Origin of the sequence: Salinimicrobium xinjiangense DSM 19287 (genome assembly GCF_000423585.1) — a bacterium.
In the GTDB taxonomy this organism is placed as follows: domain Bacteria; phylum Bacteroidota; class Bacteroidia; order Flavobacteriales; family Flavobacteriaceae; genus Salinimicrobium; species Salinimicrobium xinjiangense.
Window position 1 is genome coordinate 11,503 of sequence record NZ_KE384056.1, and the last position, 26,005, is coordinate 37,507.

The 26,005-nt window shown below is 38.4% G+C and carries 30 protein-coding genes; 10 read left to right on the plus strand and 20 right to left on the minus strand.

Features of this window, described 5'->3' with window-relative positions; translation table 11 throughout:
* Nucleotides 1-114 precede the first annotated feature (114 nt).
* Nucleotides 115-1,161, plus strand: coding sequence for a mechanosensitive ion channel family protein (locus tag G564_RS0115495; RefSeq protein ID WP_029038460.1), 1,047 nt, complete (start codon nt 115-117; stop codon nt 1,159-1,161).
* A 29-nt stretch (nt 1,162-1,190) separates the two neighbouring features.
* On the opposite strand, the gene G564_RS0115500 is transcribed toward G564_RS0115495, so the two are convergent.
* Complete coding sequence (locus tag G564_RS0115500) at nt 1,191-2,252, minus strand: AI-2E family transporter (protein WP_156879266.1); 1,062 nt, start codon at nt 2,250-2,252, stop codon at nt 1,191-1,193.
* Between the two features lie 424 nt (nt 2,253-2,676).
* Between G564_RS0115500 and G564_RS0115505 the strand changes: the two genes are divergently transcribed.
* From G564_RS0115505 to G564_RS0115520, 3 genes are all read left to right on the plus strand, one after another.
* The gene (locus G564_RS0115505; protein ID WP_029038462.1) at nt 2,677-3,474 is read left to right on the plus strand and encodes a sulfite exporter TauE/SafE family protein; all 798 of its coding nucleotides are present in this window, start codon (nt 2,677-2,679) and stop codon (nt 3,472-3,474) included.
* A gap of 332 nt (nt 3,475-3,806) precedes the next feature.
* Nucleotides 3,807-4,070, plus strand: coding sequence for a heavy-metal-associated domain-containing protein (locus G564_RS0115515; RefSeq protein WP_029038463.1), 264 nt, complete (start codon nt 3,807-3,809; stop codon nt 4,068-4,070).
* Nucleotides 4,071-4,095: 25 nt separating this feature from the next.
* A complete protein-coding gene (locus G564_RS0115520) occupies nt 4,096-4,701 on the plus strand; it encodes a TlpA family protein disulfide reductase (RefSeq protein WP_029038464.1) in 606 nt (201 codons plus the stop codon).
* A gap of 80 nt (nt 4,702-4,781) precedes the next feature.
* Here the strand turns inward: G564_RS0115520 and G564_RS0115525 are convergent, their stop codons facing one another.
* From G564_RS0115525 to G564_RS0115545, 5 genes are all read right to left on the minus strand, one after another.
* A complete protein-coding gene (locus G564_RS0115525) occupies nt 4,782-6,437 on the minus strand; it encodes a bifunctional metallophosphatase/5'-nucleotidase (RefSeq protein ID WP_029038465.1) in 1,656 nt (551 codons plus the stop codon).
* A gap of 10 nt (nt 6,438-6,447) precedes the next feature.
* The gene (locus tag G564_RS0115530; RefSeq protein WP_037374155.1) at nt 6,448-6,867 is read right to left on the minus strand and encodes a hypothetical protein; all 420 of its coding nucleotides are present in this window, start codon (nt 6,865-6,867) and stop codon (nt 6,448-6,450) included.
* 10 nt (nt 6,868-6,877) lie between these two features.
* Nucleotides 6,878-7,294, minus strand: a complete 417-nt coding sequence (locus G564_RS0115535; RefSeq protein ID WP_029038467.1) for a DsrE family protein — start codon at nt 7,292-7,294, stop codon at nt 6,878-6,880.
* Nucleotides 7,295-7,296: 2 nt separating this feature from the next.
* Entirely contained in the window at nt 7,297-7,740 is a 444-nt protein-coding gene (locus G564_RS19470; RefSeq protein WP_051205542.1) for a DoxX family protein, read from the minus strand.
* A gap of 81 nt (nt 7,741-7,821) precedes the next feature.
* Nucleotides 7,822-8,178, minus strand: coding sequence for a hypothetical protein (locus G564_RS0115545; RefSeq protein WP_029038468.1), 357 nt, complete (start codon nt 8,176-8,178; stop codon nt 7,822-7,824).
* 159 nt (nt 8,179-8,337) lie between these two features.
* Between G564_RS0115545 and G564_RS0115550 the strand changes: the two genes are divergently transcribed.
* Nucleotides 8,338-8,664, plus strand: coding sequence for a hypothetical protein (locus G564_RS0115550; RefSeq protein WP_029038469.1), 327 nt, complete (start codon nt 8,338-8,340; stop codon nt 8,662-8,664).
* A 169-nt stretch (nt 8,665-8,833) separates the two neighbouring features.
* On the opposite strand, the gene G564_RS0115560 is transcribed toward G564_RS0115550, so the two are convergent.
* The 7 genes from G564_RS0115560 to G564_RS0115585 form a co-directional block, all read right to left on the minus strand.
* Nucleotides 8,834-9,283, minus strand: coding sequence for an OsmC family protein (locus G564_RS0115560; RefSeq protein WP_029038470.1), 450 nt, complete (start codon nt 9,281-9,283; stop codon nt 8,834-8,836).
* Nucleotides 9,284-9,322: 39 nt separating this feature from the next.
* On the minus strand, nt 9,323-9,541 hold the full coding sequence (locus G564_RS20205; RefSeq protein WP_084625664.1) for a hypothetical protein: 219 nt from the start codon (nt 9,539-9,541) through the stop codon (nt 9,323-9,325).
* Nucleotides 9,538-9,858, minus strand: a complete 321-nt coding sequence (locus G564_RS0115565; RefSeq protein WP_029038471.1) for a rhodanese-like domain-containing protein — start codon at nt 9,856-9,858, stop codon at nt 9,538-9,540. The genes G564_RS20205 and G564_RS0115565 overlap by 4 nt, the downstream gene beginning before the upstream one ends.
* A 1-nt stretch (nt 9,859) precedes the next feature.
* On the minus strand, nt 9,860-10,144 hold the full coding sequence (locus G564_RS0115570; RefSeq protein WP_029038472.1) for a rhodanese-like domain-containing protein: 285 nt from the start codon (nt 10,142-10,144) through the stop codon (nt 9,860-9,862).
* 369 nt (nt 10,145-10,513) lie between these two features.
* Nucleotides 10,514-11,200, minus strand: coding sequence for an aspartate/glutamate racemase family protein (locus G564_RS0115575; protein ID WP_029038473.1), 687 nt, complete (start codon nt 11,198-11,200; stop codon nt 10,514-10,516).
* Between the two features lie 121 nt (nt 11,201-11,321).
* The gene (locus tag G564_RS19475; protein ID WP_051205544.1) at nt 11,322-12,470 is read right to left on the minus strand and encodes an NAD(P)/FAD-dependent oxidoreductase; all 1,149 of its coding nucleotides are present in this window, start codon (nt 12,468-12,470) and stop codon (nt 11,322-11,324) included.
* A gap of 5 nt (nt 12,471-12,475) precedes the next feature.
* On the minus strand, nt 12,476-12,658 hold the full coding sequence (locus tag G564_RS0115585) for a hypothetical protein (protein ID WP_029038474.1): 183 nt from the start codon (nt 12,656-12,658) through the stop codon (nt 12,476-12,478).
* A 171-nt stretch (nt 12,659-12,829) separates the two neighbouring features.
* Here G564_RS0115585 and G564_RS0115590 point away from each other — a divergent pair, with 171 nt between their 5' ends.
* The 4 genes from G564_RS0115590 (at nt 12,830) to G564_RS0115605 (ending at nt 16,694) form a co-directional block, all read left to right on the plus strand.
* Complete coding sequence (locus G564_RS0115590) at nt 12,830-13,387, plus strand: YeeE/YedE family protein (protein ID WP_029038475.1); 558 nt, start codon at nt 12,830-12,832, stop codon at nt 13,385-13,387.
* A 4-nt stretch (nt 13,388-13,391) separates the two neighbouring features.
* Nucleotides 13,392-13,805, plus strand: a complete 414-nt coding sequence (locus G564_RS0115595) for a DUF6691 family protein (protein ID WP_029038476.1) — start codon at nt 13,392-13,394, stop codon at nt 13,803-13,805.
* An 81-nt stretch (nt 13,806-13,886) separates the two neighbouring features.
* Entirely contained in the window at nt 13,887-15,149 is a 1,263-nt protein-coding gene (locus G564_RS19480; protein ID WP_037374157.1) for an MFS transporter, read from the plus strand.
* Nucleotides 15,150-15,278: 129 nt separating this feature from the next.
* The gene (locus tag G564_RS0115605; protein ID WP_029038477.1) at nt 15,279-16,694 is read left to right on the plus strand and encodes an MBL fold metallo-hydrolase; all 1,416 of its coding nucleotides are present in this window, start codon (nt 15,279-15,281) and stop codon (nt 16,692-16,694) included.
* A gap of 187 nt (nt 16,695-16,881) precedes the next feature.
* Here the strand turns inward: G564_RS0115605 and G564_RS20210 are convergent, their stop codons facing one another.
* Nucleotides 16,882-17,133 (minus strand): GIY-YIG nuclease family protein, encoded by a 252-nt coding sequence (locus tag G564_RS20210; protein WP_084625665.1) that lies wholly within the window; start codon nt 17,131-17,133, stop codon nt 16,882-16,884.
* A 223-nt stretch (nt 17,134-17,356) separates the two neighbouring features.
* Between G564_RS20210 and G564_RS0115610 the strand changes: the two genes are divergently transcribed.
* On the plus strand, nt 17,357-18,448 hold the full coding sequence (locus tag G564_RS0115610; RefSeq protein ID WP_037374160.1) for a sensor histidine kinase: 1,092 nt from the start codon (nt 17,357-17,359) through the stop codon (nt 18,446-18,448).
* Nucleotides 18,449-18,764: 316 nt separating this feature from the next.
* On the opposite strand, the gene G564_RS0115615 is transcribed toward G564_RS0115610, so the two are convergent.
* The 6 genes from G564_RS0115615 to G564_RS0115640 all read right to left on the minus strand — a co-directional run bounded on the left by G564_RS0115615 (nt 18,765) and on the right by G564_RS0115640 (nt 25,996).
* The gene (locus G564_RS0115615) at nt 18,765-19,622 is read right to left on the minus strand and encodes an alpha/beta hydrolase (RefSeq protein WP_029038479.1); all 858 of its coding nucleotides are present in this window, start codon (nt 19,620-19,622) and stop codon (nt 18,765-18,767) included.
* A 248-nt stretch (nt 19,623-19,870) separates the two neighbouring features.
* Nucleotides 19,871-20,467, minus strand: coding sequence for a mobile mystery protein B (locus G564_RS0115620; RefSeq protein ID WP_029038480.1), 597 nt, complete (start codon nt 20,465-20,467; stop codon nt 19,871-19,873).
* On the minus strand, nt 20,458-20,919 hold the full coding sequence (locus G564_RS0115625; protein WP_029038481.1) for a mobile mystery protein A: 462 nt from the start codon (nt 20,917-20,919) through the stop codon (nt 20,458-20,460). Before G564_RS0115625 ends, G564_RS0115620 begins: the two co-directional genes overlap by 10 nt.
* A gap of 539 nt (nt 20,920-21,458) precedes the next feature.
* Nucleotides 21,459-22,301, minus strand: coding sequence for a hypothetical protein (locus G564_RS0115630; protein WP_029038482.1), 843 nt, complete (start codon nt 22,299-22,301; stop codon nt 21,459-21,461).
* A gap of 8 nt (nt 22,302-22,309) precedes the next feature.
* A complete protein-coding gene (locus tag G564_RS0115635; RefSeq protein ID WP_029038483.1) occupies nt 22,310-22,765 on the minus strand; it encodes a hypothetical protein in 456 nt (151 codons plus the stop codon).
* Nucleotides 22,766-22,846: 81 nt separating this feature from the next.
* Complete coding sequence (locus G564_RS0115640; RefSeq protein WP_029038484.1) at nt 22,847-25,996, minus strand: SIR2 family protein; 3,150 nt, start codon at nt 25,994-25,996, stop codon at nt 22,847-22,849.
* Nucleotides 25,997-26,005 lie beyond the last annotated feature (9 nt).

A 26,005-nucleotide genomic window follows, 5' to 3' on the forward strand; every position in this document is an offset into this window, starting at 1 on the left:
AAAGAGGGAAAATAAAAAGTTGTGAAGAAGTAAAGCAAAAACTCCGAAAGGATTTGAGGATTGCTTCACAAAGTGCTTTGACAATCCACAATCTAAAGCAGGAGAATATCTAAGATGGAAAGCCGGGAACAGCAAGAGGAGCATGAAATCGAGGAAATCCTAAAAGATAAAAAGGTCAGGGAGGCTTTAAAAGAATCTTCGGGAGAGAAAAAAAGCAGCAGTAAGGAACAGTCTTCTGCTCTGGGTTTAACAACAATTATCTTCCTGGTTGCCGGTACCGTATATTTCTTGGTACAGTATCAGGTTATCCCCATCCCTGTCTCCTATGTTCCTTTAGTCCAAAGAATATTACCTGGTCTTTTATTTATATCAATTATTCTGGTCATTAGCCGCTTGTTGAAAAAGATCTTAGATCGTAAAATAGTAGATAAATCCACAGTCTATAATTTACATCGCATAATCAACCTCTTTAGTGTCGTTTTCATCTTTGCTGTTTCTTTATCTTTATTATTTTCCAACTGGTATGCCACCATGGTATCATTTGGTGTGGGTTCATTAATTCTTGGACTTGCCTTGCAGAGTACCTTCACAAGTTTTTTTGGATGGATCTATCTTCTTATTCGGAAACCATATGAGGTGGGAGATAGGATTAAAATAGGACCGGTTTATGGGGATGTGATTAGAGTGGGATACCTTGATACTACTCTTTGGGAATTTCGGGGAGATTATCTTTCTGGGGATCACCCCAGCGGTAGAGTGGTTAGATTTACCAATTCCAAAGTTTTTACTGAATATATTTATAACTATTCATGGCCGCTATTCCCTTTTATCTGGAATGAATTAAAAATATTTGTTTCTCATGACAGTGACCTCTTGTTCATTAATAAAACAATAAAGAGAATAGCAGAAGAAGAAATTGGAGAAGCTATGACCCGCAGGATAAAAAGGTACAACAGAATTTTAAAAAGCACTCTGGTCGAAAAATTAGAAGTTCGGGAAGTGCCTTCAGTTCTACTGAAGGTCAATGAAAATACCTGGATAGAAATTACTGTAAGATATCTGGTGAATCCGAAATCTTCAGGTACAGTAAAAACAAGTTTACTTGAACATGTTATGCAGGAATTAAAGAGACATCCTGACAAGGTAAAATTTCCGAATTAGTATTCTCTGTAAGGTCTTCAGAAATAGATTCAATCAGAATTCTTTCCAAATAAAAAACCTAATGGTTTCAGCTTATCAATGCTTCGGAAAACAACAGTAAAAATGGCCATGACCGGGATTGCCAAAACCATCCCAATTAGCCCCCAAAGAGCCGCTCCCAGCATTACAAACAATATCACGAAGAAAGGATGAAGTCCCACCTTGTCGCCAACAACATACGGTTGAAGAATATAGCTTTCCACAAACTGGGATACTGTAAAAGTAATAATTACCCCCCAAAGAACATTTAGATCCCCGGAGGTAAGATATCCAAATACCATAGCCATAGCAAGACCTATTATATTTCCTATCCAGGGGATAATGGTTAAAATAGCAGCAATAATGGATATCAGAATAAAGTTATCTACCCCCGACAAGCCCAATCCGATGGAATAGAGTACGGCAAGAATTCCCATCAGGATTAATCTTCCCAGCAGGTATTTTTGTACTACATCTGCAGATTCGGATAGTATTTTGTGTATTTGTAATTTTCTTTCTTTCGGAAAAAGTTTTATTAGAAATTTTTTAAAATGCTGTCGGTAATACAGGATGAAAAAAATATAGACAAAAGTTAAGAGATATACTCCCATAAAATTAAAGACAGATTTTAAAAATCCGGCAGCACGTGCTCCTTCGTTCAGAGGTTCTTCCAAAAATGGGAAAAGATCTGACACAGTACGGTCACTCAAAGACTCCTTGTTTATTGCTGTATGATCAAAAACGAATGTTTTAAATTTTTCTATTTCGGGGGACATGGTTTCTTTAATATCAGGCCATTGACTAACAAAGTTTTTGATCTGTAGGGAGCATAAACTTAATATCCCTAATGAGAAGAGAAACAACACAATGGTGCTAATTAAGGAGGAAAAACTTCTGTTAAAAATAGATCTTTCCATCTTCCTGGAAAGAGGAAGAATAATTAAAGCTAAGACTACCCCTGTAACTATGGGTGCTAAAAAGCCCCGGGAATATGGTAAAAAGTTTAGAAGCAAGATTAGAGCAATCAGCCCTAAGACCGCCAGAAGAAGCTTTACATGGATTATCTTAATCATTTGGGACTAAAATTTCTATCCTAAGTTAAGGAAGAATTTTTAAGGAAAAAATCCAGGCAGAGGCAGAATGTTAAGATTTTCTTTATCTAAAACTTTTGAACAGACGGAGGGCAACTAAATAATCATTTTAAACTTCTTCTTCCCGGCCTGAAAATTCTATAGTCCAGGACCGGAAAGGTTTACTTCCACTTGCTAGTACGGAATTCTTTGGCAGTAACTTCAGGAATTGGGCGGGAAGCATAATAAGTATTACACTTCGTGTTTTTCCTGCTTCACTTCTCTTTTTATCTTAGAAAATTTTCAAAATATTATTTTTTCAGGCAGATCTTTTCCTAATAAATCAAATGCATTGGAACTGTAACTATTGTTACTGCACCGAGAGAGGTCACAGAGTACTTTTGCTGCAAATTAAAAAAAGGACACTTTGGAAATAATAGATCTCTTAGGATATTTTGGAGCATTATTGATTGGCGTGGTTTTAGGCCTGATAGGAGGTGGTGGATCAATCCTTACAGTTCCGGTCCTGGTTTACCTGCTATCAATTAATCCTGTTACGGCAACAGCATACTCCCTCTTTGTTGTAGGTGCTTCCTCTCTGGTTGGTGCTTTGAATAACATGAAAAAGAAGCTGGTGGATTTCCGCACGGCTACGGTATTTGCCATTCCGGCTTTTATTGCGGTCTATGGTACCCGGAAGTATCTTGTACCTGCAATTCCCGAACATATTTTCACCTTATGGGGATTTGAGGTTACCAAAGATATTGCAATCATGCTGTTCTTTGCTGTCATTATGATCGTAGCGTCAATATCGATGATCAAAAATAATGGTACAGAAGAACTAAAGGAAACTAAGGTCAAATATAACTACCCGCTTATCATTATTGAAGGTCTGGTAGTTGGTGTTTTGACCGGAATTGTTGGTGCCGGCGGCGGATTCCTTATCATTCCGGCCCTGGTATTACTGACTAAACTCCCAATGAAAAAGGCAGTAGCCACCTCCCTGCTCATTATAGCCGTGAAGTCACTTATAGGTTTTATTGGAGATGTGGAAAATCTGGAAATTGACTGGATTTTTCTTATGATCTTCACCGGACTGTCTATCATAGGGATCTTTCTGGGCGGTTATCTCAATAAATTCATTGACGGGAAAAAACTTAAAAAAGGTTTTGGCTGGTTTGTATTGGTAATGGGCGTTTACATCATTGGAAAAGAGCTGCTGTAAATTGCATTTTTGACACCCCTAAACATTGATTTCAACGGAAGAAAATTATCTTCTCAGGGATAAAAGCTTCGGATTTCCCTGCGGAACGGAAGGTGGAAATTCAGGAGTTTCGACTGAAGTGGACTGCAAAGTTTTGGCTTTAAAATCTAATCCCGAAGGGTAGGTAAGACGACATTGTACAAATAAGAAAAAGGATGAAATAAAACCTTTTTAAAAGGCATCTCTTTCGGATGCCTTCTTTCTTGCCCTGTAACTTTTGTTACATCCGGTAGGGAATAAGGGTTCTATTTTTGAAAGTCATAAAAGAAACTTAACCTAATTGATTCAAAAAGATGAATACGACCATAATAGTTCAGAATTTAAAATGTGGTGGCTGTGTAAAAACCATATCCACTAAAATTTCAGAACTGGAGAATATAAGTAATGTAAATGTAAACCGGGAAACTGCTGAGGTATCATTCCAGTATAATGACCCCGAAGACGCTTTGAAAGTAAAGGAGATACTGAAAAAACTCGGGTATCCCGCAGTAGATGAGAAAAATAGCCTGGTTGCTAAGGCAAACTCATTTGTAAGTTGTGCTACAGGCAAAATTTAAATAAATATAAAAAATCACAGGAAGTATGAAGGAAAAGAATAAGAAGAGCTTGAAAAAGAATTTAATAGAATACGGAATTATTTTTGTCATTTTCGGGGGGTTATATGTCACAGGTTTGCATACCGAAGTCCTGGGATTTCTGCAGCGCGGGATCCTGGCGACCGGATTAATGAATCCCGATCTTGAGAAAAAAGAAGAGCTGGCATTAAATGATGTTAATCCCGCTGCCGACTTTAATATGAAGCTTATAAATTCAAAAGGTGAAAAAGTGGCAATGGAGGATCTAAAAGGCAAAGTGATTTTTATGAATGTATGGGCTACCTGGTGCCCTCCATGTATAGCTGAAATGCCCGGAATAAATAAACTTTATAATGATGTAGATAAGGAAAAGGTAGCTTTTATAATGTTATCTGTTGATCAGGATTTTCAGAAGGCCATAGATTTTAATGAGAAGAAAGGCTATGATTTCGAGATCTATAGACTTGACGGAGGCATGCCGGTGATGTACCAGACTCAGAGCATCCCCAGCACCTTTGTAATAGATGCCGACGGAAAATTGGTTATGACCCACCTGGGAATGGGAGACTACAATACCAATAAATTCAAGAAGTTCTTAAAGGAGCAGTATTGATTTAAGGAATCATCCGGCCTCTTATAAATAGAAAACCTCACAACCTTATTGTGAGGTTTTTCTATTAAAAAGAAAGATGATCACTGAAACTTATAATTTGTTTCAGGTACTGTGGAAAAAGAATAAGGTCCTAAATATTCACAGTAGGCGCGACCTTCCAATTTTGGGGATACCGGTGAATTCTTTTGAAGATACTCTTCCACCACCTCGTGAATGGTGTAATCCTTTACTTCCACGTCTTCCACATCTGGAATCCGGCACAGGTTATCTATAGGATCACCGGGACGTACACAGGCAGAAATAGTGTAGTATTCATCCATTTGCATTGGCTCACCTTTTATAGTAATAGATTTTACCCGTTCTCCTTTGTTGCCCTGACTATTGAAATCAACTTCCATTCCTGAAAATCTTACCAGCCATCCGCCAAACCTTTCGGTAGGATCCTGAGCAAAAGCATTATGCATTTCCCGCTCCAGCCAGTCTTTTATCTGCTGTCCGGTGACTTTTCCGGTTTTCACTTTTTCATTTACTGGAAGCAGGTTCCATAAATTTGCACGGGTAATAGGTGCAGGTTGGCCATTCTCCGGAACTATGGGATTTCCAAACCGGAATCCATTGGAAATGGAAATGTCGGCTCCGGTTTTCCACCTGGCGGCATCGGTTATCATGTTGTCCATTGGATTTTCAACGGTTAAATACCTGTAAAGGGGAGTGGCTGTATGTCCTACAACCGTTTCCAGATGTTCCTCATAAGGTTCTTTGGCTTTATCAACCAACTGCTGAAGTTCAGGATCTGCGGGATAAACTTCTGGATCCACATCCATTAGTTCGTAGTCATCTCCCACCAGTTTTCCATCTACAAAATGCAAGGTGAGCTTTCCTACGAAAGAACCGAAGGCACCGGGCTCAGTTACTTTCGCATATTTACCCGAAATGAGCTCCCTTACTCTCTCGTGTGTGTCATTCCCCAAAATATAATCGACATCTTTCGCCAGCTCCCGGTTTGCAAGATCCACCTGTTTAAATACGCCGAAATGGGTAACCAAAAAGAGGACATCTATTGCTTCCTTCTTTTTGACCTCACTAATAAGTTCTTTTACCTCATCCTCAATTCCGCTGAATGTTATTCCTTCGCTAAAAATTGGATTTTGACGCACAGGTACATCGGGATCATTAATACCGATGAAGCCAATTTTCACCCCCTCTATTTCTTTTACCCAATAGGGAGGAAAAAGTTCCTTCCCGTTCTCTTCGTGAAACATGTTCTGAGCGATCACGGGTGTGTTATAGTTTGTCATGATATCCATCATCCTGGCTTTTCCATAAACCACCTCCCAGTTTCCGGGTATGATAAGATCATAACCCATCTGGCTTATGATCTCCGGGAAAATTTTGCCTTCAGAAAGAGCAGCATAACCGCTACCCTGGATGAGGTCTCCGCCATCTACAATTATAGTGCGGCCGGGATTCTTTTTACGTTCTTCCTTAAAAAAGGTTTTAATATTGGCGAGTCCGCCTCTTTCTTTAAAAACGATCTCTTCATTTTCCCAGAACAGCTCAGGGTGTGGATCCAATTGCCCGTGAATATCTGCCGTTTGCAGCACGGTAATACTTAAGGTGTCTTTTTTGATTTCTTTATTAATCGAATTCCCTCCGGTTGCCTGATTGCAGGAAGTTAAAACTGCAATCCCCAATAGTGCCGGGATCCAAAGAGATTTCTTCAAATTAAAATTCATAGCTATTTTTTTATAGTTGTAAACTGTAATAATTTTTATTTTTCTGTAGCTGAATGAGGTGCGTAAAAGCATGATCCACCACCTCAAAATATTCGTGCAGTTCGGCCGCATCTATCTCCAGTCTCTCCAAAGAGAGCTTACAAACAGCGATCTTTACTCCTGCAGCCCTGGCTTTGCCGGTGTAGGTCTCCATCTCTTCCTTATTCGTAAGCCCTTTTACATTGGATCCATACATAACGATCTGGAAGTCACCGAACCTTGAACCATCTTCTTCTTTTAGAGCTTCAGCCGTTAGTATGATTGGCAGGAGTTGCGGGATCTTTGTTGTTGAAACCACGTAATTGTTCATTTCTTCCTGTATCCCGGATTGTGCATTAGCGGTAATTCCCAACATCATGAGCATCATAAAAATTCCTATTGATCTTTTCATAAATTTTGTTTTAGAGTGAAATGCTGGTATATCCTTTCTTTTGTAGCTGCAGGTTGTAGAGAATCCCGTTCTCCACGACCCTGAGTTCGGGAGAAATATCCTTTCGGTCCACTCCGAATTTATTCAGTGAGAATCCGCAGGCAACCAGTTCAACATTCTGTTCTTTGGCTATATTGATATATCCCTGCATCATTTCTTTATCGGTAAGTTCCTTCACCGTTTGTCCACAAATGATGACCTCAAATTTTCCGAAGTTATTACCGTCTTCCTTTGCTAAAGCTTCCGCAGTTAAAAATATGGGTTGAAGCTGAGGGATCTTCTTTGTCAGGACTACATAGTTTTGCTGTTCTTCCTCTACCTGCGCATGAACAGGATTACTTACTAATGCAAGAAGAAATACGATACTGCTTAAAAAATACATTTTCATAATTATTTATTTTTTACGCTCAACTCTGGTTGAGCAGGATTTGTTTCTGTTATTGTTTCTTTTGTAAAGTCATTTAAAATAAAAAACAGGAGTCCGCCCATTATGGCCACATTTTTAAAGAGAGGTCCCATGGTATTCGCCTGGCCTACCTGAATAGTAATAGTAATTGGAATTAGTACGGCCAGAAGGATCACTGCCGCCCATCGGGTCCGGTATCCTGCCAAAAAGGCCAGACCTGCCAAAAGCATTACAATACCCGACAGGATCACCAGTAATTCGGGGTCTCCAAAGAGATATGCAAAACCTTTTAAACTGGCAGCGTCTATGCGTTTAGCCGTTTGCTCAACATTCATGAGGTGATTGGAACCTGCGATAAGAAATATCCCGCTAAGCATTATTCTCAATACCTGAATGGAGCGACGGCTGACTGAAATTTGCGTCGTCATATTAAATAAGTTGTGGTTCAGAACCAATAAGGTTCTGAAAATTGTGTAAAATTGATTTAGGTTGTAGCTTAGAAAGTGAATCTAAGCCTGAGGGGGAGGATAGAACCTGTCTTCGGCAGATTCCGGTAAAGAGGGAGTGTGATGTGCATATGTCCTGGATTCTTCAGGAATTACCGTAGATTCCCAGGAGAAAACTTCAAATTCAAAAGGGGCATTACAAAACGAATCTATAGTTAGATTTAAAGAAGTATCATCTTCAGCTAAAGTCTCCAAAAAGTTGTCCTTCTGAATTTTTTCCTTTTGCTTTTCACAGAAAGGATTGACGTAAGCGATTTCATCAGCATCAAAAATGGCTACCAATATTTTGGAGTCCATCACAAGGAATTTTCCGAAGAAAATTACCGAAAAGAAGATCGCTATGTAAGCCTTTAAATTCATCAAGCGTCAAATATATTCATTTTTCGCTCAAAAGTTATGTGACATTTGTTACATAGCGCAGATCATATAGGATGAGAATTGATTGCAAAGTAACTTTGGTTACTGATTGAGCCGTTGCTATAACGGACATTTGCGGAAAACTCATAAAGTTTTAATCACATGTTAAAAATACTTTTTACAAATAAACACCGGAATTGTCTCTCTGCCTGGGCAGGCTTTGAAGTTTATCTTAATGATGATTTTGAGTCTTTAATTCAGAGCGAGGTAGATTTTATAGAGCTTCTATTATTGTTCGAAAAGCACTTTCAGCTCGATTTACTGGAAACAGATAAAACCAGACAGGATTTCTCTACTGTTGAAGAATTTGTGACATGGGCTCTGGAACATCCTGCTGTGGAACCAATACCATTTTCAGAACCTGAAGATCTGCCTTTTGCCAAACATCTTCAACAGCGGCATTATATCTGTCAGCAGGTGGGATCATGATGATTCCCTTTGCTGAAATATTTTGCTGAAAAGGTTCAGAAAACTTTCACGGTAAGTGAGATTTGGCGGGTTGATAGCTTTATTTATTTCGTAGAGCAGATATACAAAATCCCGGATCCTTACAATCCGGGATTTACATAATATATTGATATATTGGAGGTACTTGAGCTTAAGCAGTCTGATTGTTTGAAATAAGGACCTTAGTTTCCATATGAACTTCAGAAGTTATCGAGTTGGAAATAAGACAGGCTCTTTCGGCTTTGATCATGATCTTTTCTGCTTTTTCACTGTCAGCCTCGTTTGGTATGGTCACTACAGGTCTTAAAATGATCTCTGTCATCGCAAATTTTCCATCTTTCTTATCCAAAACACCTTCTGCAGGACATGTAAGGCTTTCAAATTCCAAATTAGAATTCTCAGCAATTGCAAGAAAAGTAGTCATAAAACAACTGCTAACTGCAGCGGTAAAAAGATGTTCGGGTGACCAGATCCCCGGCATTCCTTTTGGAAATTCCGGCGGAGTCGCAACTTCAACTTTCTGGTCAAGAACCGGAGATGAAATTTCCCCCTTTCTGTCCATTTTCCATTCAAGATCGACGTGATATTTATGTGCTTCCATATGTTTAATTATTTTTTTTAAAAGTATTAAAGGCTTTCTTTAAGGTTTATGATCTGTGTCAGGTTTGACCTCACAACTTCCTGTGGCGCAATTTCCCGACGCACATCCAAATGCAAAAAGTCCCATCACCGCGGGCCACGCACCAATGACCACACCTATCCACTGTCCTTCCAGTGCGCTTTGTACAATCACCCAAACGCCTATGAGGAGGTAGACAATGCGTACCCAGGTCCAGTTGCTAAAGATCCTGTTGATCACGTTCCAATTTTATTATTTAGCCCTAACCAGCTTCCGCCATTGTACACATTGGTGTAGCCTTTTGACTTTAAAATGCTTTTAGCCGAGCCACTTCTCATTCCGGAAGCACAACAGGTAATAATGGGCTTATTCTTATCTTTAGGGATTGCAGGATTGGAATTCAGGTTGGGCAACGGAATGTTTTTAGATCCTTTAATATGTCCTACGGCAAATTCAGCTTTACTTCTTACATCTACAATTATTCCACCTTCCCTGAGTAGCTGATTATAATCTGGTGCCGGAGAAATACCCAGCATTTCCTTTATTTTTTCGAACATATTATACTTCCTGAGAGGTTAGAAAATTTACTTCAAGCCAGGATCCACCGTTTACACATTCTATTCCCTGGCGGCTAACATAATGAGTCGCCTGCCCGCTTCTGTTTCCTGTGGCACAGCAAAAGATCAACGGGGTTTTCATTTCCTTCAATTCATCTAGTCTTAATGGTATTTCATTTAAAGGCATATTTACGGCCCCGGCAACGCTGCCTCCCATAAATTCCCCGCGGGTACGCACATCCACGATGGTGCCCTCATTATTCTTTATCAATTTTTCTGTATCCATAAATAATATGTATTAATTTAAAATTGGTTTTTTGAAGCTTATATGCTAATTGATTTTATACGTGCAAATTTAAGCCTGAAGCCGGGACTCCACAGTTACTTTTGTTACATATAAAGCAGGACATCAGTAATGAAAAAATGAAGAAAAAGTCGGATTTGGATAGCTTTATAAAGCTGCTGAAAGTGTAGCATCATCAGAGATCCTTCGCAAAGAATATATTTCAGGAGTAGTAGAAAATACTTCAAAAAAATCAGCCTTTTAGGAACCCCTGAAGTTGTTGTTTAAAAAGCTCTTCAACATCAATATGGCCTACTAACTACCTGCGGATTCCACGTCCCCGGGATTTGAAAATACATCCGGTTGATTCAATCAATTTTCAGATAATATAAAATCGGCAGCCATTTGTGCATGAAGTTGGGTGGTTGCGATCATTGGCAGGTGGAAATCAGAAGCCTCAATAAGCATCGGCAGTTCGGTGCAGCCAAGAATTATTCCTTCTGCCCCTTTTGCCTTGAGTATTTCCATTTGCTCAAGAAAGAATGATTTTGCCTCATCATTAAAAATTCCCCGGGTAAGCTCCGTTGATACAAAATGATGATTTTGATCTATATATTGAGGATCGGGGATAATGGTCTCAATTCCGTAGTTGGCCTTCAGGTATCCGGGGATAAAATCTCCGGTGATTGTAGGCCGGTTTCCAAGAAGACCTAAAGTCTTTAATCTTTGTTTTTGGGCCTCTTTTCCAATAGCATCGGCGATATGAAGAATTGGGATATCTATTTGAGGTTGCACAAAATCATAAACCATATGCGGGGTATTGGCACAGATGACCAGCGCTTTGGCTCCTGCAGTTTGCAGAGTGCGGGCGATCTCCAGGTACTTCTTGTTGATCTTTTCCTTGTTTTGCTCCCGCATGAGCTCAATATTAAGGCTGTAGATGATCACTTCGGGATTAGCCTGAGTGCCGATCTTTTCCCCCACCAACTCATTAATGAGCCTGTAGTAAACAATGGTAGAATGCCAGGATGTGCCGCCAATTAGTCCTAACTTTTTCATATCAACCTTTGATCCCGTTAATAAAAGTAATGCATGAATTTAATCTTTTTCACACTCAATGTTTTGGATCTTATGCTAAAATTTCTGTCAGAAGATAATTGTGGAGAGTATATATCCCTGATTAGAAATTTTTGAAGAACCAGAATTTTTCATCCCACCATTTGGAAAAGTGTCCCAATTGAGCGGGAGTTTTCATTTTGACATCCTTTCCGGTAGCCGAAAACCTGCCTCCGGTCTCACTTGCTTTTCCTTCGCCGGCTTCGATAAAGTATTTACCTTGGGGTACAAAAGTTTGATCTGGTTCATCTCCGGCCATTTTTCTTCCAATATTATGAGCTACTACCGCTGCCTGCTGCCTTGCAAATACTCCTATCTTTGGAAGCATCGCTCCGTTTTCAGTGCTTACCTGAGTGACATCACCTATCGCATAAACATCTTTGAATTTCGTTTCCAGTGTCTTGTTATCAACCTCTATCCAGCCCGATTTTCCAGCTAAATCACTCTTTTTGATCAGTTCGGGTAGCTGGTGCCTTGGAGTGTAAGCCAGGAGATCATAGGAGTAATTTTCTCCATTTCTAAATTCCAGTTTATTCCCTGAAACAGCTTTTAATTCGTGATTTGGAAAATATTTGATCCCCTTTTTTTCCAGCAGTTCCTTTAGCTCCTGTGATGCTTCAGCGCCTGCGAATTCCATTGGTCCGGTTTCAGGAGTATAAAGGGAAACGGATGAATTATCTTTCAGATTATTTTTTCTTACGAAATCTTCTATTAGCATAGCTGCCTCATAGGGTGCGGCCGGGCTTTTAAACGGAAGGGAAGAAACTAAAATGGCAATTTCTCCTCCGTTGAATTTCTTTAATTCAGAATAAAATGCCTCAGCTCCTTTTAACCGGAAAAAATTGAATCCAAATTTCCGAAGATCAAAAGCATCCGTCTGTTCCACACCTAGTGAAACCACCATGTGATCTCCCTTATACTGCTTTCCATTCACGGTTACCGCAACATTTTCTGGATCTATTATTTCTATTTCACCTTTGACGACTTCCAATCCTGAAGCGTTCAGTTTATCTACGCGCTCTGTGATCTCTTCCTCTTTACTTTTACCAACCATCACCCAAGGCAGGGAAGGGGAATACACGCTGGTTTCCTCTTTTTCGAAAACCAGGATCTTTACCAGGTTGATATCTTCTTCATTACCACTATGTCTGCTTAATTCCCTGGCAGTTACGATTCCTCCTGTTCCGGCTCCTAATACTAAGATTGTTTTCATAAAGTTTAAGATTTGTTGATCCCTTTCCCGGCTTCATTTATTTTGAGAAGCTCAGGGCGCAGGTTTTTTTCCATATAGATAGAGCCATAAGAGCAACAGGTACTGCTATCGTGTTCATGCGAAACCGGATTTTTGAAATCCTCCCATATATCCTTTAGCAGTGCTTTAAGTTGTACTAAATATTTCATTATTTGATTATAAGGTCATTTTTAATTGCAGGACAAATTTAAGGGGCGACTGTCTTATAGTAAGTTACTTTTGTTACATACTGAGGTTGATCTCAAACCTGATACTGTAACATATGTTACTGTCCTATGATCTTAGTCATATTTTCTTTGCGCCCTTAAAAAAAGTAGTATATGGAATGGATTTTAGAACCCTGGCCCTGGTATGTAAGTGGGCCGCTTATAGCAGGAATAATGTTTTTGTTATTGTTTGGAGGTAAGAATTTTGGAATGTCATCAAACCTGCGTACAATGTGTACTATAGGAGGAGCCGGAAAGAAAGCCGACTTCTTTGCATTTGACTGGAAATCACAGCGTTGGAACCTTGTGGTTGTGGCCGGTGCCATAATAGGTGGATTCATTGGAGCCAACCTTTTGAGTACAGATACTGCCGTGATCATAAATTCTGAAACAGTTACAACTCTTGAAAATATGGGATTTGAAAGTGCAGGGGAAGCTTATTTGCCGGCTGAACTTTTTGCTACAGATGCTTTGACAGATCCTAAATCGCTGATCATTTTACTCATTGGCGGATTGCTAATTGGGTTTGGGGCGAGATACGCCGGTGGATGTACTTCAGGACATGCCATCTCCGGACTCAGCAACCTGCAGTTACCCTCACTTATCGCAGTAGCAGGATTTTTTATTGGGGGACTTGTTATGGTTCATTTATTATTCCCTTTAATTTTTTAGAAAAATGAAATATTTAAAATTTTTAGCCATAGGTATCCTCTTTGGAATAGTAATGTATAAAAGTGAAGCCGCCTCGTGGTTTCGTATCTTTGAAATGTTCCGGTTCGAGTCATTTCATATGTATGGAATAATTGGTTCTGCTCTCACATTAGGAGTGCTTGGAACCTGGCTGATCAAGAAATATAAATTAAAATCCATAGATGGAGAACCTATCAAATTTACTCCTAAAGACAAAAGCTTTAGCCGGTACATGTATGGAGGAATCCTTTTCGGCTTAGGTTGGGCACTGGCAGGATCCTGCCCCGGGCCCATTTATACCTTAATAGGAGCCGGATACATATCTATCCTGGTAGTGCTTTTTGGAGCTTTGATTGGGACCTTCCTATATGGTGTTTTCCGGGGTAAATTACCTCATTAAAAATAAAAAGAAATGGTTTGAGCTACCCGGGAAAAAAGGTGGAAGTAACCCCGTCAGAAGGGGTATTGAAAATACGTTGGTATGAAGAAAAATGCAATTGAACTTGGCTTAAAAGAGAACTGGAAACAGTTTAGCCTGCTGGTTCTTGTAAACGCCTTTGTAGGAGGTATGGTAGGTTTGGAGCGCAGTATCCTGCCTGAAATAGCCGAAAAAGAATTCGGAATAGCGGCAACCAGTGCAATATTGTCTTTCATTGTAGTATTCGGAATTGTCAAGGCCATTTCTAATTATTATGCCGGCACCCTTGCCAATAGAATTGGAAGAAAGAACCTGCTGGTTCTGGGGTGGATCTTTGCAATCCCTATCCCATTCATATTAATGTATGCTGAAAACTGGAACTGGATAGTGGCGGCCAATGTCCTCCTGGGGATCAACCAGGGACTTGCATGGTCCAGTACCGTGGTGATGAAAATTGATCTGGTGGGCGAGAGACAGCGGGGTTTTGCAATGGGACTCAATGAATTTGCGGGCTATCTGGCTGTTGGGCTTGTTGCTTATTTAACAGGGTGGATAGCAGGAGAATACGGGCTTAGGCCCTATCCATTTTACCTGGGGATAGGCCTAATGGTGATGGGATTGCTAGCCAGTATTTTTTTCATTAAAGATACAAGGAGACATGCTTCAAAAGAGGGGGACACCAGCGAAATTGCTTTACTAAAGAATTTGTTCTGGGAGACCACCTGGAAAGATAAGAACCTGGGATCTGTAACCCAGGCCGGGCTTATCAATAACCTGAATGACGGCATGGCCTGGGGATTATTCCCCATTCTTCTTGCCGTTCGGGGTTTTAATCTGGAACAAATAGGAATTGTAGTAGCAGTTTATCCCGCTGTGTGGGGTATAGGACAGTTGGTCACCGGAAGGATGGCAGATAAATTCTGCAAAAAAGATATGCTGTTTGTTGGAATGTTGCTGCAGGCCTTAGTCTTGATCGCCCTGGTGTGGGCAGGAAGTATGTGGCAATTTGTTAGCCTCATGGCGTTGCTTGGATGGGGCACTGCTATGGTATATCCAACTTTTCTGGCTACCATTGCTGAAAACACGCACCCTAAAGACCGGGCTCAAAGTATTGGGATCTTCAGGCTGTGGCGGGATCTTGGTTATGCCGTTGGAGCGATTCTTACGGGGGTGATCTCAGACCTTATAAGTATTGAAGCTGCTGTTGGACTGGTTGGGGCGCTTACCCTGTTTTCTTCCGCAGTTATCTATATAAGAATGAAATGCGGTGAAGGAAGCTCCATTAGACTACGCTCTATGTTCGCGAGACCTACTGTTAAATGTTAGCCTTGCCTGGAGAAAACACGATATCATGAAGTTAATATTGTAACCAATGTTACTGTAAAACAGAATTCCGGGAAGTATTTTTGCTCCGGAAATTAAAAAAGATAATAATCTAAACTAAACTATAAAAATATGTTTTTTCAACACGTATATGACAAATCGCTTGCACAGGCAAGTTATGTAATAGGATGTCAGAGAACCGGTGAGGCAATTGTCATCGATGCGAAACGGGATATTGACACGTATCTTGAAATAGCAAAACAGAACAAACTCAACATCACTCATGTCACCGAGACTCATATTCATGCCGATTTTTTGGCAGGAACGAGGGAACTTGCGGAAGTGACCGGAGCAAAAATTTATCTTTCAGATGAAGGCGGACCAGACTGGAGCTACGAATTTGATCATATTGGATTAAAGGATGGGGATTCCATAAAGGTGGGAAATTTGACCCTTGAAGTAATTCATACCCCCGGACATACCCCCGAAAGTATCAGTTTTCTACTAACGGATAATCCTGCAACTAAAGAGCCTGTAATGATATTTACAGGGGACTTCGTCTTTGTTGGCGACATTGGACGCCCTGATCTGCTGGAAAAAGCTGCCGGACTAAAAGGTACACAGGATAAGGGAGCCGAAGATATGTACAAGTCTATTAAAAGGTTCAGTGAGCTTCCTTCCCATCTTCAGGTGTGGCCGGGCCACGGAGCAGGATCTGCCTGTGGTAAAGCTTTGGGTGCAGTACCAAGTACTACAGTTGGCTATGAGAAGATACGTAACTGGGCTTTTCAGTATGAGGACAATAAACAGGGATTTATAGAATACCTGCTGGAAGGCCAACCGGAGCCTCCAAAGTATTTTGCAATGATGAAAAAGCTGAACAAGGTAGAACGTCCATTGCTCACCGAAGTTCCTAAACATCCAAAACTTTCTTCCGAAGAATTTAAAAGTGCCTATGAAAAAGGTATCACCATTATCGATGCAAGAGATAATAAAGCATTTGCTCAGGGACATATTCCAAATAGTATAAATATTCAGGGGAATAACTCCTTTTCAACCTGGGCAGGCTGGTTCCTGAATTATGATGAGCAGTTTATTATTGTAGCCGACGATAATCAAATGGAAAACCTTACAAGAAAACTGATGCGGATTGGCCTGGATAATGTTCTGGGGTATATTTCGGATGTGACCGCTATGGGACTTCCTTTGGAAAAGACAGAGAACATTTCCCTGGATGAGTTCAAATCAGCCTTGAAAAAGGACAACGTTCAGGTAGTAGACGTTCGCGGTGTATCTGAATATAAAGAAGCACATATAGAAGGAGTGGAGAATGTATTTGTGGGAACGATCGGAGACAACCTTAATAAGATTGACCGTAACAAAGAAGTTGTGATCCACTGTCAAAGTGGAGCCAGAGCTGCGATTGCCCAATCTGTATTGGCACGACACGGAGTGGAGAATGTAAAGGTCTATCCCGGCGGAATGGAGGAGTGGTCCAAACAGGATCAACCTGAAGTCTCTACTGATTTTAATATCTCTTTGACCTAAGAATTAAATTAGTTTATTAAAGGATCCCGGCGTCATACGATTGCCGGGATTTTTTTGTTTCATTATGTGCTGAAGGTGATTATGGGACAAAATGCTGGTAAATGCAGCTAAGCTTAACTGTCCCTGCGGGCCAAACGTTTTAAAACGAAAAAATCCTGCTCAAGCGAAAAGGCCTGGCAGGTTTTCTTCATAGTAACCTCTTATTTCTAAAGGCTGCTCCTGATCCTGTTTTCAGATATCTCTCAAAATCACAGACTTTCTTTTTATTTGGAAATAGAGAAAGGTGAACAAGTTCTACAGGTAATTTCTTTTTTGTGAAGTACACTTCTCCTTTTTGATGTGCTGTTAAGCGTTTATTAATATTCTCAGTATATCCTGTATAATATTGACCATTGGAACATTTAAGAATATAGACTGCAAAAGCTCGTTTGGTAAGGATTTTTTAGGTGGATTTCGTCCACTGAAGCTATCCGAAGATAATTTAAAAAGAAATACTATTTTTTAATTTTTGGTTTTGAACTGTTTGTAGTAGCTACCAGGGTCTTCAAATTAGTGGTCAAAGAGGGGACAATTTTTCTCCTGGTTTTGAGAAATGTTTTTGGTTTAAAGGATTATCTTGGGCTATTTCTTAATTTCACCCGATTCCCAAATCGATATCTATTATGAGCAGCCTTACTTCCGCAAACCAGTCTGACCTGGAAGCATTTTTTCGTTTATCCCACGATAATCTCTGTATTGCCGGATACGATGGCTACTTTAGAAAGGTGAACCCTGCCTTTGTAAAGCTTCTGGGCTATAGTGAGGAAGAATTGTTCGCAGTTCCCATAAGTTCCTTTGTACACCCGCAGGACAAGGAATTAACAGCTGAGACCCGGTCCTTAATTCTGAAGGATAAACCGCTGCTGAACTTTGAGAACCGCTACATCACGAAAACCGGTGAAATTGTATGGCTTTCATGGACTTCGATACCAGATCATACCAAAGAACTTATATATGCCGTCTCCAAAAATATTACCCATAAGAAAAAACTGGAAGAGGACAGACAGCTGTTGATAAAGGATCTTACAGCCATAAATACAGGACTTAAACAACTCACTTATACTATTTCTCATGACCTGAGATCACCTGTGAGCAATATGATGTCGATCTTCAGTTTACTTGATCTTTCACTAATACAGGATGAAGACAGCTTACAATACCTTGACCTGCTGGAGAAATCGGTACACGAGTTAAAGGACACACTGGATGAGCAGATGAAACATCTAAAAGAGACGCTTTTACTTAAATCCACCATGGAACCTATTCCCCTTAGAGAGGTGTTTCAGGCCACCACAGATTCGATTCGCAGTTTAATTAAAAGTTCCGGGACCACCTTTGTAGTTGATTTTTCGGAAGTGGAACTTTTATTAGGGAATAGTTTTTATCTGCATAGTATCTTTTTGAACCTCATCACTAACTCAATTAAATATGCAAGACCGGAAATTCCTCCCATAATAGGGATTACCTCAAAAAAAGATGGGGATTCTGCCAGACTCCTTTTTACAGATAACGGAATAGGTTTTGACCTGGGGAAGAACGGAAGCAAGATATTCAAGCTGAATCAGGTGTTTACCGACCATAGCAATAGTAATGGTATTGGCCTTTACCTGGTAAAAAATTACATGAACAGTGTTGGCGGTACTATTGACGTATCAAGTCGGGTAAATGAAGGGGCTACCTTTTGCCTTACTTTTAAGGAGCAGGGTTTAAATTGAGCGCTAAATTGATTTTCGATCTTGTCCAGATCATAGCAGGATTTTCCCACAATTTTTTAGACACAAGGGGAGGTCGACCTCAACTTTAAAACATTTTCCATTATAGTTTGAGGATTGCAGGAGATTTTTTTTCCTCCCGCTAAGTTGTTCCATATAAGGTCGTTATTTTTTGCTTTAATTTTAGTTTAATACTCATGGCTTTCAGATTATGAATCCGGCGCTCAGAAAGTTTTAGCAGTGGCAGATTTAAAGAGGTGTCAAAAATGTCATTTTTGAGAGCTCTTTGTTATGGTGGCGACCAGCCTTAAACCTTAAACTATCTCAAAAATCCGTTGGAAACGAAAGGCAGCGCCAAATAAAGGGCAGAATGCCAGTATTCCCAGTCATGGCCGCCATCTCTCACTCTCAATTCTGAAGGGATCTTCGCCTCCTGCATCGCGCGGTAAAAATCGAGGTTGATGGAGAGTAGGAAATCGTCGTCCCCACAGTCTATAAACCACCTGATATCCTTTAGTTCTTCCTGGGTTGCTTCATCGGCATTGGTGACAAATTTCACCGCATGGTTTTCGAGGACAGTCCTGTTCAATTCTTTGCCTTTTTCATCTGCATTCTGGATTCCGCCGCCGGTTTCGATTCCGAGCCAGGCACTCATGGCATAGACCGAGGAGAACATCTCCGGGTGTTTCTGTGCATAAACGGTCGCACCGCCACCGCCCATGGAGAGTCCGGCAATCGCGCGGTGCTTTTTATCGGGAATTGTTCTGTAGGTTTTTTCGATATGTGGGATCAACTCTTTAAAGAAGTAATCTTCGTAGGTCCATCCATTCATGTTGAAGTAACCATACCAGTCTGTTCCTGCATCTGGCATTACTATGATCATTTCCACCGCTTCTTCGGCATTGATCAGCCGGTTGGCTACGTCCTTTACATGTCCTCGTTCTACCCAGTCTTTGTTGCTGCCGTACAAGCCGTGCAGGAGGTAGAGAACAGGATATTTTTTTTCTGTATCGGTGCTATAGCTTTTGGGCAGGTAAATGGAATAACTTCTTTCGGTCTCGAGGATCCCGCTGCTCATGGTCTTGAATTCCGCCACGCCCTGCGGCGGATTAAAATTTTGAGAGTAGCCGGCAAAAGTGCTGCCGATCAACAGGAATAATGTGAAAAATCTTTTCATGAGTTTAGGTATGGTGGTTAAAGGTCTTAAAAATACAATTTTTGAGGGGTGTTTATGAAAGCCAAATTACAAGCACCAAATTCAAATTTTCACCCGCCGAAGCCTGAGCGAAGGAGGGCCAATTTGAGCAGTCCAGGCTCTGGTTTCTAGATTCTTACTTCCTTCACCAATCTTGAATCTTAAATCTTGAACCCGGAATCCTTCATGACCTCACGCAGCGACAACGGATGTTGCGCAACTGGTTGGCTTTAGTTTTTTGCAAATTCAATTAATGGTGTAATGTTTCCATTGTCAGCTTCTCTTAGGGCGTTAATATACTTGTTTCTTGTTTCGTTAGGTTTAATCATATTTGACTGATGCCAGGAAAATATTTCCTCTCCGAATATTGATTCCATAATTATGTCGGCCATCATCCTTGAGTGTCTACCATTTCCATTTGGAAAACAATGAATAGAGACTATACGATGCTTGAACCTAATGGCTACTTCTTCAGGTGGGAAAGTTTTATTTTCTATCCAATATTTGGTGTCATCTAGTAAGTTTTTTAATTCAATCCCAATTTGTGTCCACGGAATCCCAATGTTTTTTTCAGTCCTTCTAAATTCGCCTGCCCATTTCCATACATCTTCATACATTTTTTTGTGTAAGTCTTTTATAAACTTTTCTGTCAAAATCTTTTCCACTTTCCATTTTATATGAATAGTCCATTCGACTGCTTTTTCAATGTTCAGTTGCTCAAAATCATCCAGTTCTCCTTGAGTAGTAATTGATTTTATTTTGAGGCCCTCCTTTTCTTCTTCGTCTAAAGGTGTTTGTCCATCTTTATAATCGAATTCTAATCCCATAATGACTTTCTCATCTCTCGCTTTATTTCATTAGCAAGTTCCTTTATAGTTTTGGCTATTTTTTCATCTCCAATTCCCTGGTCCTCTAATTTCATATTTTGATTAGTCCTTAATACTATTTTTTGGGCCAGCTTTTCTGCTTTTAATTGTATTAAATCGTCGATGGTCCCGCCTTTTGGAACCAGCGCATAAACCAATTTTAAGTCCATTGCATTGGCTACATCTTTTAAGGAATTTAGTGTTATCGTGCCATTAGCCTCACTTTCTTCAATTCTTTTCACACCTTGTCTGGTGATATTAAGTTTGGTGCCAAGTTGGGCCAGTGTCATATTGAGAGTGGTCCGAATTGTATTGATCCATCCACGTTCAGGGACCAAAACCCCTCTGGTTTGGGAAAATGCTTTAAGTTTTTGGTCCAACTGTTCTATTAAAAGTGTTCGCTGGTTTCTCATTTTTTGTAAATATTTAAGTTTACAGAATAAAAATAATGTCAACATATGGATTTACAAATATATAAAAAAGTTAACGTATATGTTTACAAAATAAATTATAAGTAAACTTACTTGTTTACTATTAGCCATATTAAAGCCGAAAGTCCCGTATAAAAACTGTGCGAGCTGGTTTTAAAATCCCATTGTAACGGGAAGGCAGGACTTAAAGATGATCCTCGTTCTCTCATAATTCAGAATCGAAATGTCATTTTTGAGAGGTATTTATGAAAGCTAAATTACAAGCACCAAATTCTAAATTCCAATTTAAGTAAGTCTAGACTCTAGACTCCAGGTTCTAGTCTCTTGCTTCCTTTACCAATCTTGAATCTTGATTTTTGAATCTTGAATCCAATTATGATTGCTCATCCAAATAATCCTGCCAAATCTCTTCCCATTCATTTCTGAAAACTACAGCAGTCTCATAGTCTGAAATTCCATGTCTGTTTGTTCATTATACTCCTGTTTTTTGAAATTTCCTGTTGGGGATGTTCCTAATACAATTAGCTTTTGGAATTCTCTTTTAAATCTGGATCAATAACAATAAGCATTAATGCTTCTAAAGTATACCTTCTGTAAAATTTCATGAAGGCCATGAAGAATAAATAAGAAGTTATGGTTAAGAATAGAATTGAAGTGAGCATAATTTTAATGTCATAGTTGCTTGCACCGAAGCCCTCAATTATCTTATATAAGAGAAACCAAAAAAAGAGAACAGATATAAGACATAGGGATCTAAGAAATCCGTATAACGTTACATAATTTGTCATTTTTGACTGGTGGTTTTTTGAATTTTCGTACACGTAGTGAGAAAAAATTCTGTGAAAATCATACTCTCTTAAGGATTCAGTCACTGGAGCTCCTAATTTTTCCAGTAATACAAGTCCTTTAGATTTGACCATTTCAACAATGAATTTATCGGCTTTTTTCGTGTAAAACTCTTTGAAGCTAAAAAATTCTCCCAAGATATAATCAAGGATTGCAACAGGTAAAATAATTAAAGCAAGAAATCCTTTCCACAACTTTATTTTAATTGGTCCTATCCAATATTTATGGTTGGGATTTAAATTCATTAAGTATTTTGAGGGGAAGCTGTATTTCCAATTGGCATATCTTTCGATTGTAATTGAGGAAGAAAAATTGATTAAATGTCCAAGAGAATAGCTAATGATTACAAAGAATAAAATATTATCGAAATCAAGAATTTTATTACTACCTAAAAAAGTTACAAAATCCTCAGTGTTCGAAGGATTAAAGATGATTAGGAATATGTAAATAACCAAGGCTCCTGGAATAAAATAACCCAGAAAATCGTAAATGGAAAAAGGGTTTTGCTTAATCATCATACCTGAAATTATTCATTATTTACATTATCTATTTCCTCGCCAAATTCTGCCAAAAACCAATCAAGAGTTTTATTGTGTTTTCCAAGTTCCCTTCTTAAAAAATTCTCGTGCCCTTTTATATCTTGCTTCTTCGCGTTCAGCATCTTTATAATCGCGTCCCACCCTTTGTGCTTGTAATATAAAACCAACTTCTCTGGGTAATCCATTGGGGGATTTTTCGAGTTCTCTACTAAGTTCTTCATGTATTGCTCTTTCAAGGCCTTCTTCTTGTTCTGCAATTCTTCTTTCTTCTTCTGTAAAGCTTGCTCGTTCTCTTTCTTCAAGCTTTCTAAAATCTTCAGAAATGGTTCTTTCTTGTTCTCGAATTCTTTTAATATTTTTTTCTGCTCTTTCTCCAATTCCTCTTCCTTGTTCTGCAAAATTTGCCCGTGCTTGTTCCTCAAACTTTCCAAACTCTTCTCCAAGGGTTTTTTGTCGTTCTCGAATTGTTTGGATATTTCTTTCTTCTCTTTACAGCACTCTTGTTCTGTAACGAATTTTGTTAATTAATCTAGTTTCTTCAACAACTGAACTCTTAGACCTTTAACAGTAAAAATTATATTGCACTCATAATTATCACCTGGTTTCAAATTAAATTCACTTTTAAACATATATAAATCTTTACCCAGTTCACGAATATAAATTTGGTAATTACCAATATGTTTAATGTTACCATTAAAAAGTTTTGGCTCTAAAGTTTCATCATCAATCCATAATTCCTTTAGAGATGGATTGATATACTTATATTCTTTTCTTAATTCGTTCAAGTGTCGTCTGGAATAGTGGTACTGTTGATTATACGACTCTTTAATGTAGTTGTAAAAATGATACTTAAAAAAATTGTCTCTTTCAAATTTCTCCATATCAAAATTATTCATAGCCATTCTTGAATCAATATTATATAGCCGGTTGCAGTGATACTCAAATATTGCTTTTTGAACTATATCCAGATGCTTATAATTTTCCAATTCTTCAACTATGTCTTCACTTCCATGATTTGGAAGAAATTGTTCTCCAAATTCTAGTATAGGATTTTCGAGGGTATTTAGTTTGAAAATTAAAGCATATATTCTAGTGGAATTATTTTCATATAGTTCCTCTAAATGCTTTAAAACTTCGGCCTTGGAAAACTGGTTAACCTTAATCTCATGAACGTATTTGACTCTTAATTTTGTAATGAAATCAACATTTTCAACCACAGATTCATGAGCTTTTAGAAATAAATCTTGGATTAGCAAATGTTGTTTTAACACCTCATCCTCTTCGAGTTCTAAATTTTTTATTTTCCACATTTCAAGCTTTAAAAAGTCGGAATAACTATAAGAGGAAAATGGATCTACCATTCGTTTTATTTCAAAAAACTCAGTAGCTGATTGTAAGTATTCCTCCCGTAAATAAGCATTATCCTGGTGATGATAATATTTTGCTATTGCAAAGGCTATCACACCACGTCTATGAGTAATTGCATTACTCCTATATTCTAAACTGGAATCAACAAGCATAAGCCTTTCTTCAGCTTTCTTTAAGGAGTTGATATCTCTCCTGTGTTGAAGATTCATGGCATAATGAATATTAAATAATGGATGTGTTGCAAAGACTAAAGCCGCTTCGTCATATAGCTTTGAGAGTTTGTCTTGAGTGGTGAAAATCTTATGATTTCTGATTGCTTTGAACAAATCCACAGCTATTTTAGCATGTTCATCATTGGGGCTAAGATTTCTTACAACTTTTAAAAATCCTTTAAATAATTGATCTTCATTTTTAAAATTTCTCTCAACGAATGTCGAGGAGATGATCCTATGTTTAGTACGAAAAATTAAATCTTCTTTTATATCTACAGGTATAGCTATTTCATTTAAAAGAAGGCCTTTACAATCTATCTTTAATACTTTATCTTTAAATTCCTCCCAATCCATTTTAATAATTTTTTTCAAAATGCTGGCCGGCATAGGAATGTTGAATTGGTAGAGTAGTGAAGTATATTCAAAAGCTTTTCTGGCTTCTGGATTGATAGCACTTAATGTTTCTGCTACGGCTCTATACAAAGTACTATTCTCGATAATAGAAAGCATAGTAACATAAGGGTCTGAATCATAATTTGTTCGTATCTGATTCTTTATTTGATTTTCTTCTTGTTTATCTCGTGTATGTATTAATCCAAGTGTTTTCAGTTTAATAATTAGTTCATCAATTTCAGTCTCAGACAGTTTATGATTAACTGTAACGGTCCTCGTGTTCGAATAACTGTAACTCTTCAGATTTTTAGCTAACATATTCTCCCTTATCGGAGCAACTATAACAATGTTTCTATTGAATTGATGCTCACTTAATGATAATCTGAAATTCATTAATTCCTTGAAAAACGTATGCCTTTCTACATTATCAGCTAAAAGTATAATCTTTTCAGAAGAGCTTTTACTAAATAAGTCTTCCATATCCTGTGCTCTTAATCCATTAACTTCAATTAACTCGAAAGCGGTATAATCATAATTTTTCTGCAATTCGTCTATTGCTCTCAGAGTTGAAGTGGTTTTCCCGATCCCATGACTCCCGGAAATAAATAAGACAGGAATGAGATTTTGTAGAACCTCAGAATTTAGAATATTCTGTACAATTTTAAGGGTAGGTTCTTTTTTAATTATATCATGACCTTCTAAAATAATGGAATATTTTGGTTGTTCTCCTTTATAAAAGCTTTCTGGTTTCTGAAATTCAAAATTATTCTTATGTAGTTGTTTTAATTTTGTCATCAACCTCATTCTAAGTTGATTACTTATTTGTACAGCGCCTTCAGATTTTTTATAAAAAGTTTTTGGTAATGCTTTTGCTGCCCTTGAATGTTTAGCTTCTAACCAATCCTCATAATATTTAAAAAATTGCTCAGCCGTCATTCTAATAGTTATGACGTTTTTTTCTTCTAAATAAGGTATTAGACTTTCATTAGGGAAAGGGTCAACATTAAATATTTTTCTATTATTCTTTAAATTGTTCTTGTTTAATTCATCTAATAGCCTTTTAGAAATTCCATCAGTAAATGAATATCCAATTGACAAGAATTTAACCTCATTTGTAAGAACACTAAAATTACTCAACACCAAATTGTAAAATTCTTTGTTGTTAAGAAAATCCTGGGAAGAGAAGATGAACTTGTATTTAGATAAATCAGAAAGACACCCGTTTAACTTAATATATTTTATTTGATCATTTGCTATACTACTTTGATATTCAGAAATATCACGTACGGGGTAAATCTTTTTATATTCATCAGGAGTACCATAAATTGAATTATAGGCTGTTTCTATTAACAGGTCCATATTTGTCGTTATGATTTGCCTCCATCCTAGAGATACAATTTTTTTATGGGCAGTCTCTGGTTTTAAACCTTGCAATAAGGTCTTAACATATTGGTCAAACTGGTGCCTAGAAAATTTATCTAATTGGGAGGCTCTATCTACAAATTCTACTAAATCTCTTGTTTCTAAATTACTTTGTAATTTTTCTTGATAGTAGTTGATGAGTGTAGAACCCAAATAATTCTTTTCTTTAGTATATGAGGCTCCAGCTCCAAGAAACAAAATTGTATTTTCATCATATATACTTGGAAAAATATTTTCCTCTAGAAATTCAATTGATTCCTGATTATTCTTTAGATTCATTCAGTTAAA

What these genes read in the sequence shown, in the direction of transcription:
- G564_RS0115565 (WP_029038471.1), bottom strand. Translation starts at nt 9,858, where the DNA reads ATGTTCGAAAAAATAAAGGAAATGCTGGGTATTTCTCCGGCACCAGAT.
- G564_RS0115610 (WP_037374160.1), top strand. Translation starts at nt 17,357, where the DNA reads ATGAGCAGCCTTACTTCCGCAAACCAGTCTGACCTGGAAGCATTTTTT.
- G564_RS0115500 (WP_156879266.1), bottom strand. Translation starts at nt 2,252, where the DNA reads ATGATTAAGATAATCCATGTAAAGCTTCTTCTGGCGGTCTTAGGGCTG.
- G564_RS0115625 (WP_029038481.1), bottom strand. Translation starts at nt 20,919, where the DNA reads ATGAGAAACCAGCGAACACTTTTAATAGAACAGTTGGACCAAAAACTT.
- G564_RS0115595 (WP_029038476.1), top strand. Translation starts at nt 13,392, where the DNA reads ATGAAATATTTAAAATTTTTAGCCATAGGTATCCTCTTTGGAATAGTA.
- G564_RS0115545 (WP_029038468.1), bottom strand. Translation starts at nt 8,178, where the DNA reads ATGAATTTAAAGGCTTACATAGCGATCTTCTTTTCGGTAATTTTCTTC.
- G564_RS0115575 (WP_029038473.1), bottom strand. Translation starts at nt 11,200, where the DNA reads ATGAAAAAGTTAGGACTAATTGGCGGCACATCCTGGCATTCTACCATT.
- G564_RS19470 (WP_051205542.1), bottom strand. Translation starts at nt 7,740, where the DNA reads ATGACGACGCAAATTTCAGTCAGCCGTCGCTCCATTCAGGTATTGAGA.
- G564_RS0115630 (WP_029038482.1), bottom strand. Translation starts at nt 22,301, where the DNA reads ATGATGATTAAGCAAAACCCTTTTTCCATTTACGATTTTCTGGGTTAT.
- G564_RS0115525 (WP_029038465.1), bottom strand. Translation starts at nt 6,437, where the DNA reads ATGAATTTTAATTTGAAGAAATCTCTTTGGATCCCGGCACTATTGGGG.
- G564_RS0115520 (WP_029038464.1), top strand. Translation starts at nt 4,096, where the DNA reads ATGAAGGAAAAGAATAAGAAGAGCTTGAAAAAGAATTTAATAGAATAC.
- G564_RS0115570 (WP_029038472.1), bottom strand. Translation starts at nt 10,144, where the DNA reads ATGGATACAGAAAAATTGATAAAGAATAATGAGGGCACCATCGTGGAT.
- G564_RS0115605 (WP_029038477.1), top strand. Translation starts at nt 15,279, where the DNA reads ATGTTTTTTCAACACGTATATGACAAATCGCTTGCACAGGCAAGTTAT.
- G564_RS0115495 (WP_029038460.1), top strand. Translation starts at nt 115, where the DNA reads ATGGAAAGCCGGGAACAGCAAGAGGAGCATGAAATCGAGGAAATCCTA.
- G564_RS0115585 (WP_029038474.1), bottom strand. Translation starts at nt 12,658, where the DNA reads ATGAAATATTTAGTACAACTTAAAGCACTGCTAAAGGATATATGGGAG.
- G564_RS0115620 (WP_029038480.1), bottom strand. Translation starts at nt 20,467, where the DNA reads ATGGGATTAGAATTCGATTATAAAGATGGACAAACACCTTTAGACGAA.
- G564_RS0115560 (WP_029038470.1), bottom strand. Translation starts at nt 9,283, where the DNA reads ATGGAAGCACATAAATATCACGTCGATCTTGAATGGAAAATGGACAGA.
- G564_RS0115535 (WP_029038467.1), bottom strand. Translation starts at nt 7,294, where the DNA reads ATGAAAATGTATTTTTTAAGCAGTATCGTATTTCTTCTTGCATTAGTA.
- G564_RS0115615 (WP_029038479.1), bottom strand. Translation starts at nt 19,622, where the DNA reads ATGAAAAGATTTTTCACATTATTCCTGTTGATCGGCAGCACTTTTGCC.
- G564_RS0115530 (WP_037374155.1), bottom strand. Translation starts at nt 6,867, where the DNA reads ATGAAAAGATCAATAGGAATTTTTATGATGCTCATGATGTTGGGAATT.
- G564_RS0115515 (WP_029038463.1), top strand. Translation starts at nt 3,807, where the DNA reads ATGAATACGACCATAATAGTTCAGAATTTAAAATGTGGTGGCTGTGTA.
- G564_RS19475 (WP_051205544.1), bottom strand. Translation starts at nt 12,470, where the DNA reads ATGAAAACAATCTTAGTATTAGGAGCCGGAACAGGAGGAATCGTAACT.
- G564_RS0115640 (WP_029038484.1), bottom strand. Translation starts at nt 25,996, where the DNA reads ATGAATCTAAAGAATAATCAGGAATCAATTGAATTTCTAGAGGAAAAT.
- G564_RS0115590 (WP_029038475.1), top strand. Translation starts at nt 12,830, where the DNA reads ATGGAATGGATTTTAGAACCCTGGCCCTGGTATGTAAGTGGGCCGCTT.
- G564_RS19480 (WP_037374157.1), top strand. Translation starts at nt 13,887, where the DNA reads ATGAAGAAAAATGCAATTGAACTTGGCTTAAAAGAGAACTGGAAACAG.
- G564_RS0115550 (WP_029038469.1), top strand. Translation starts at nt 8,338, where the DNA reads ATGTTAAAAATACTTTTTACAAATAAACACCGGAATTGTCTCTCTGCC.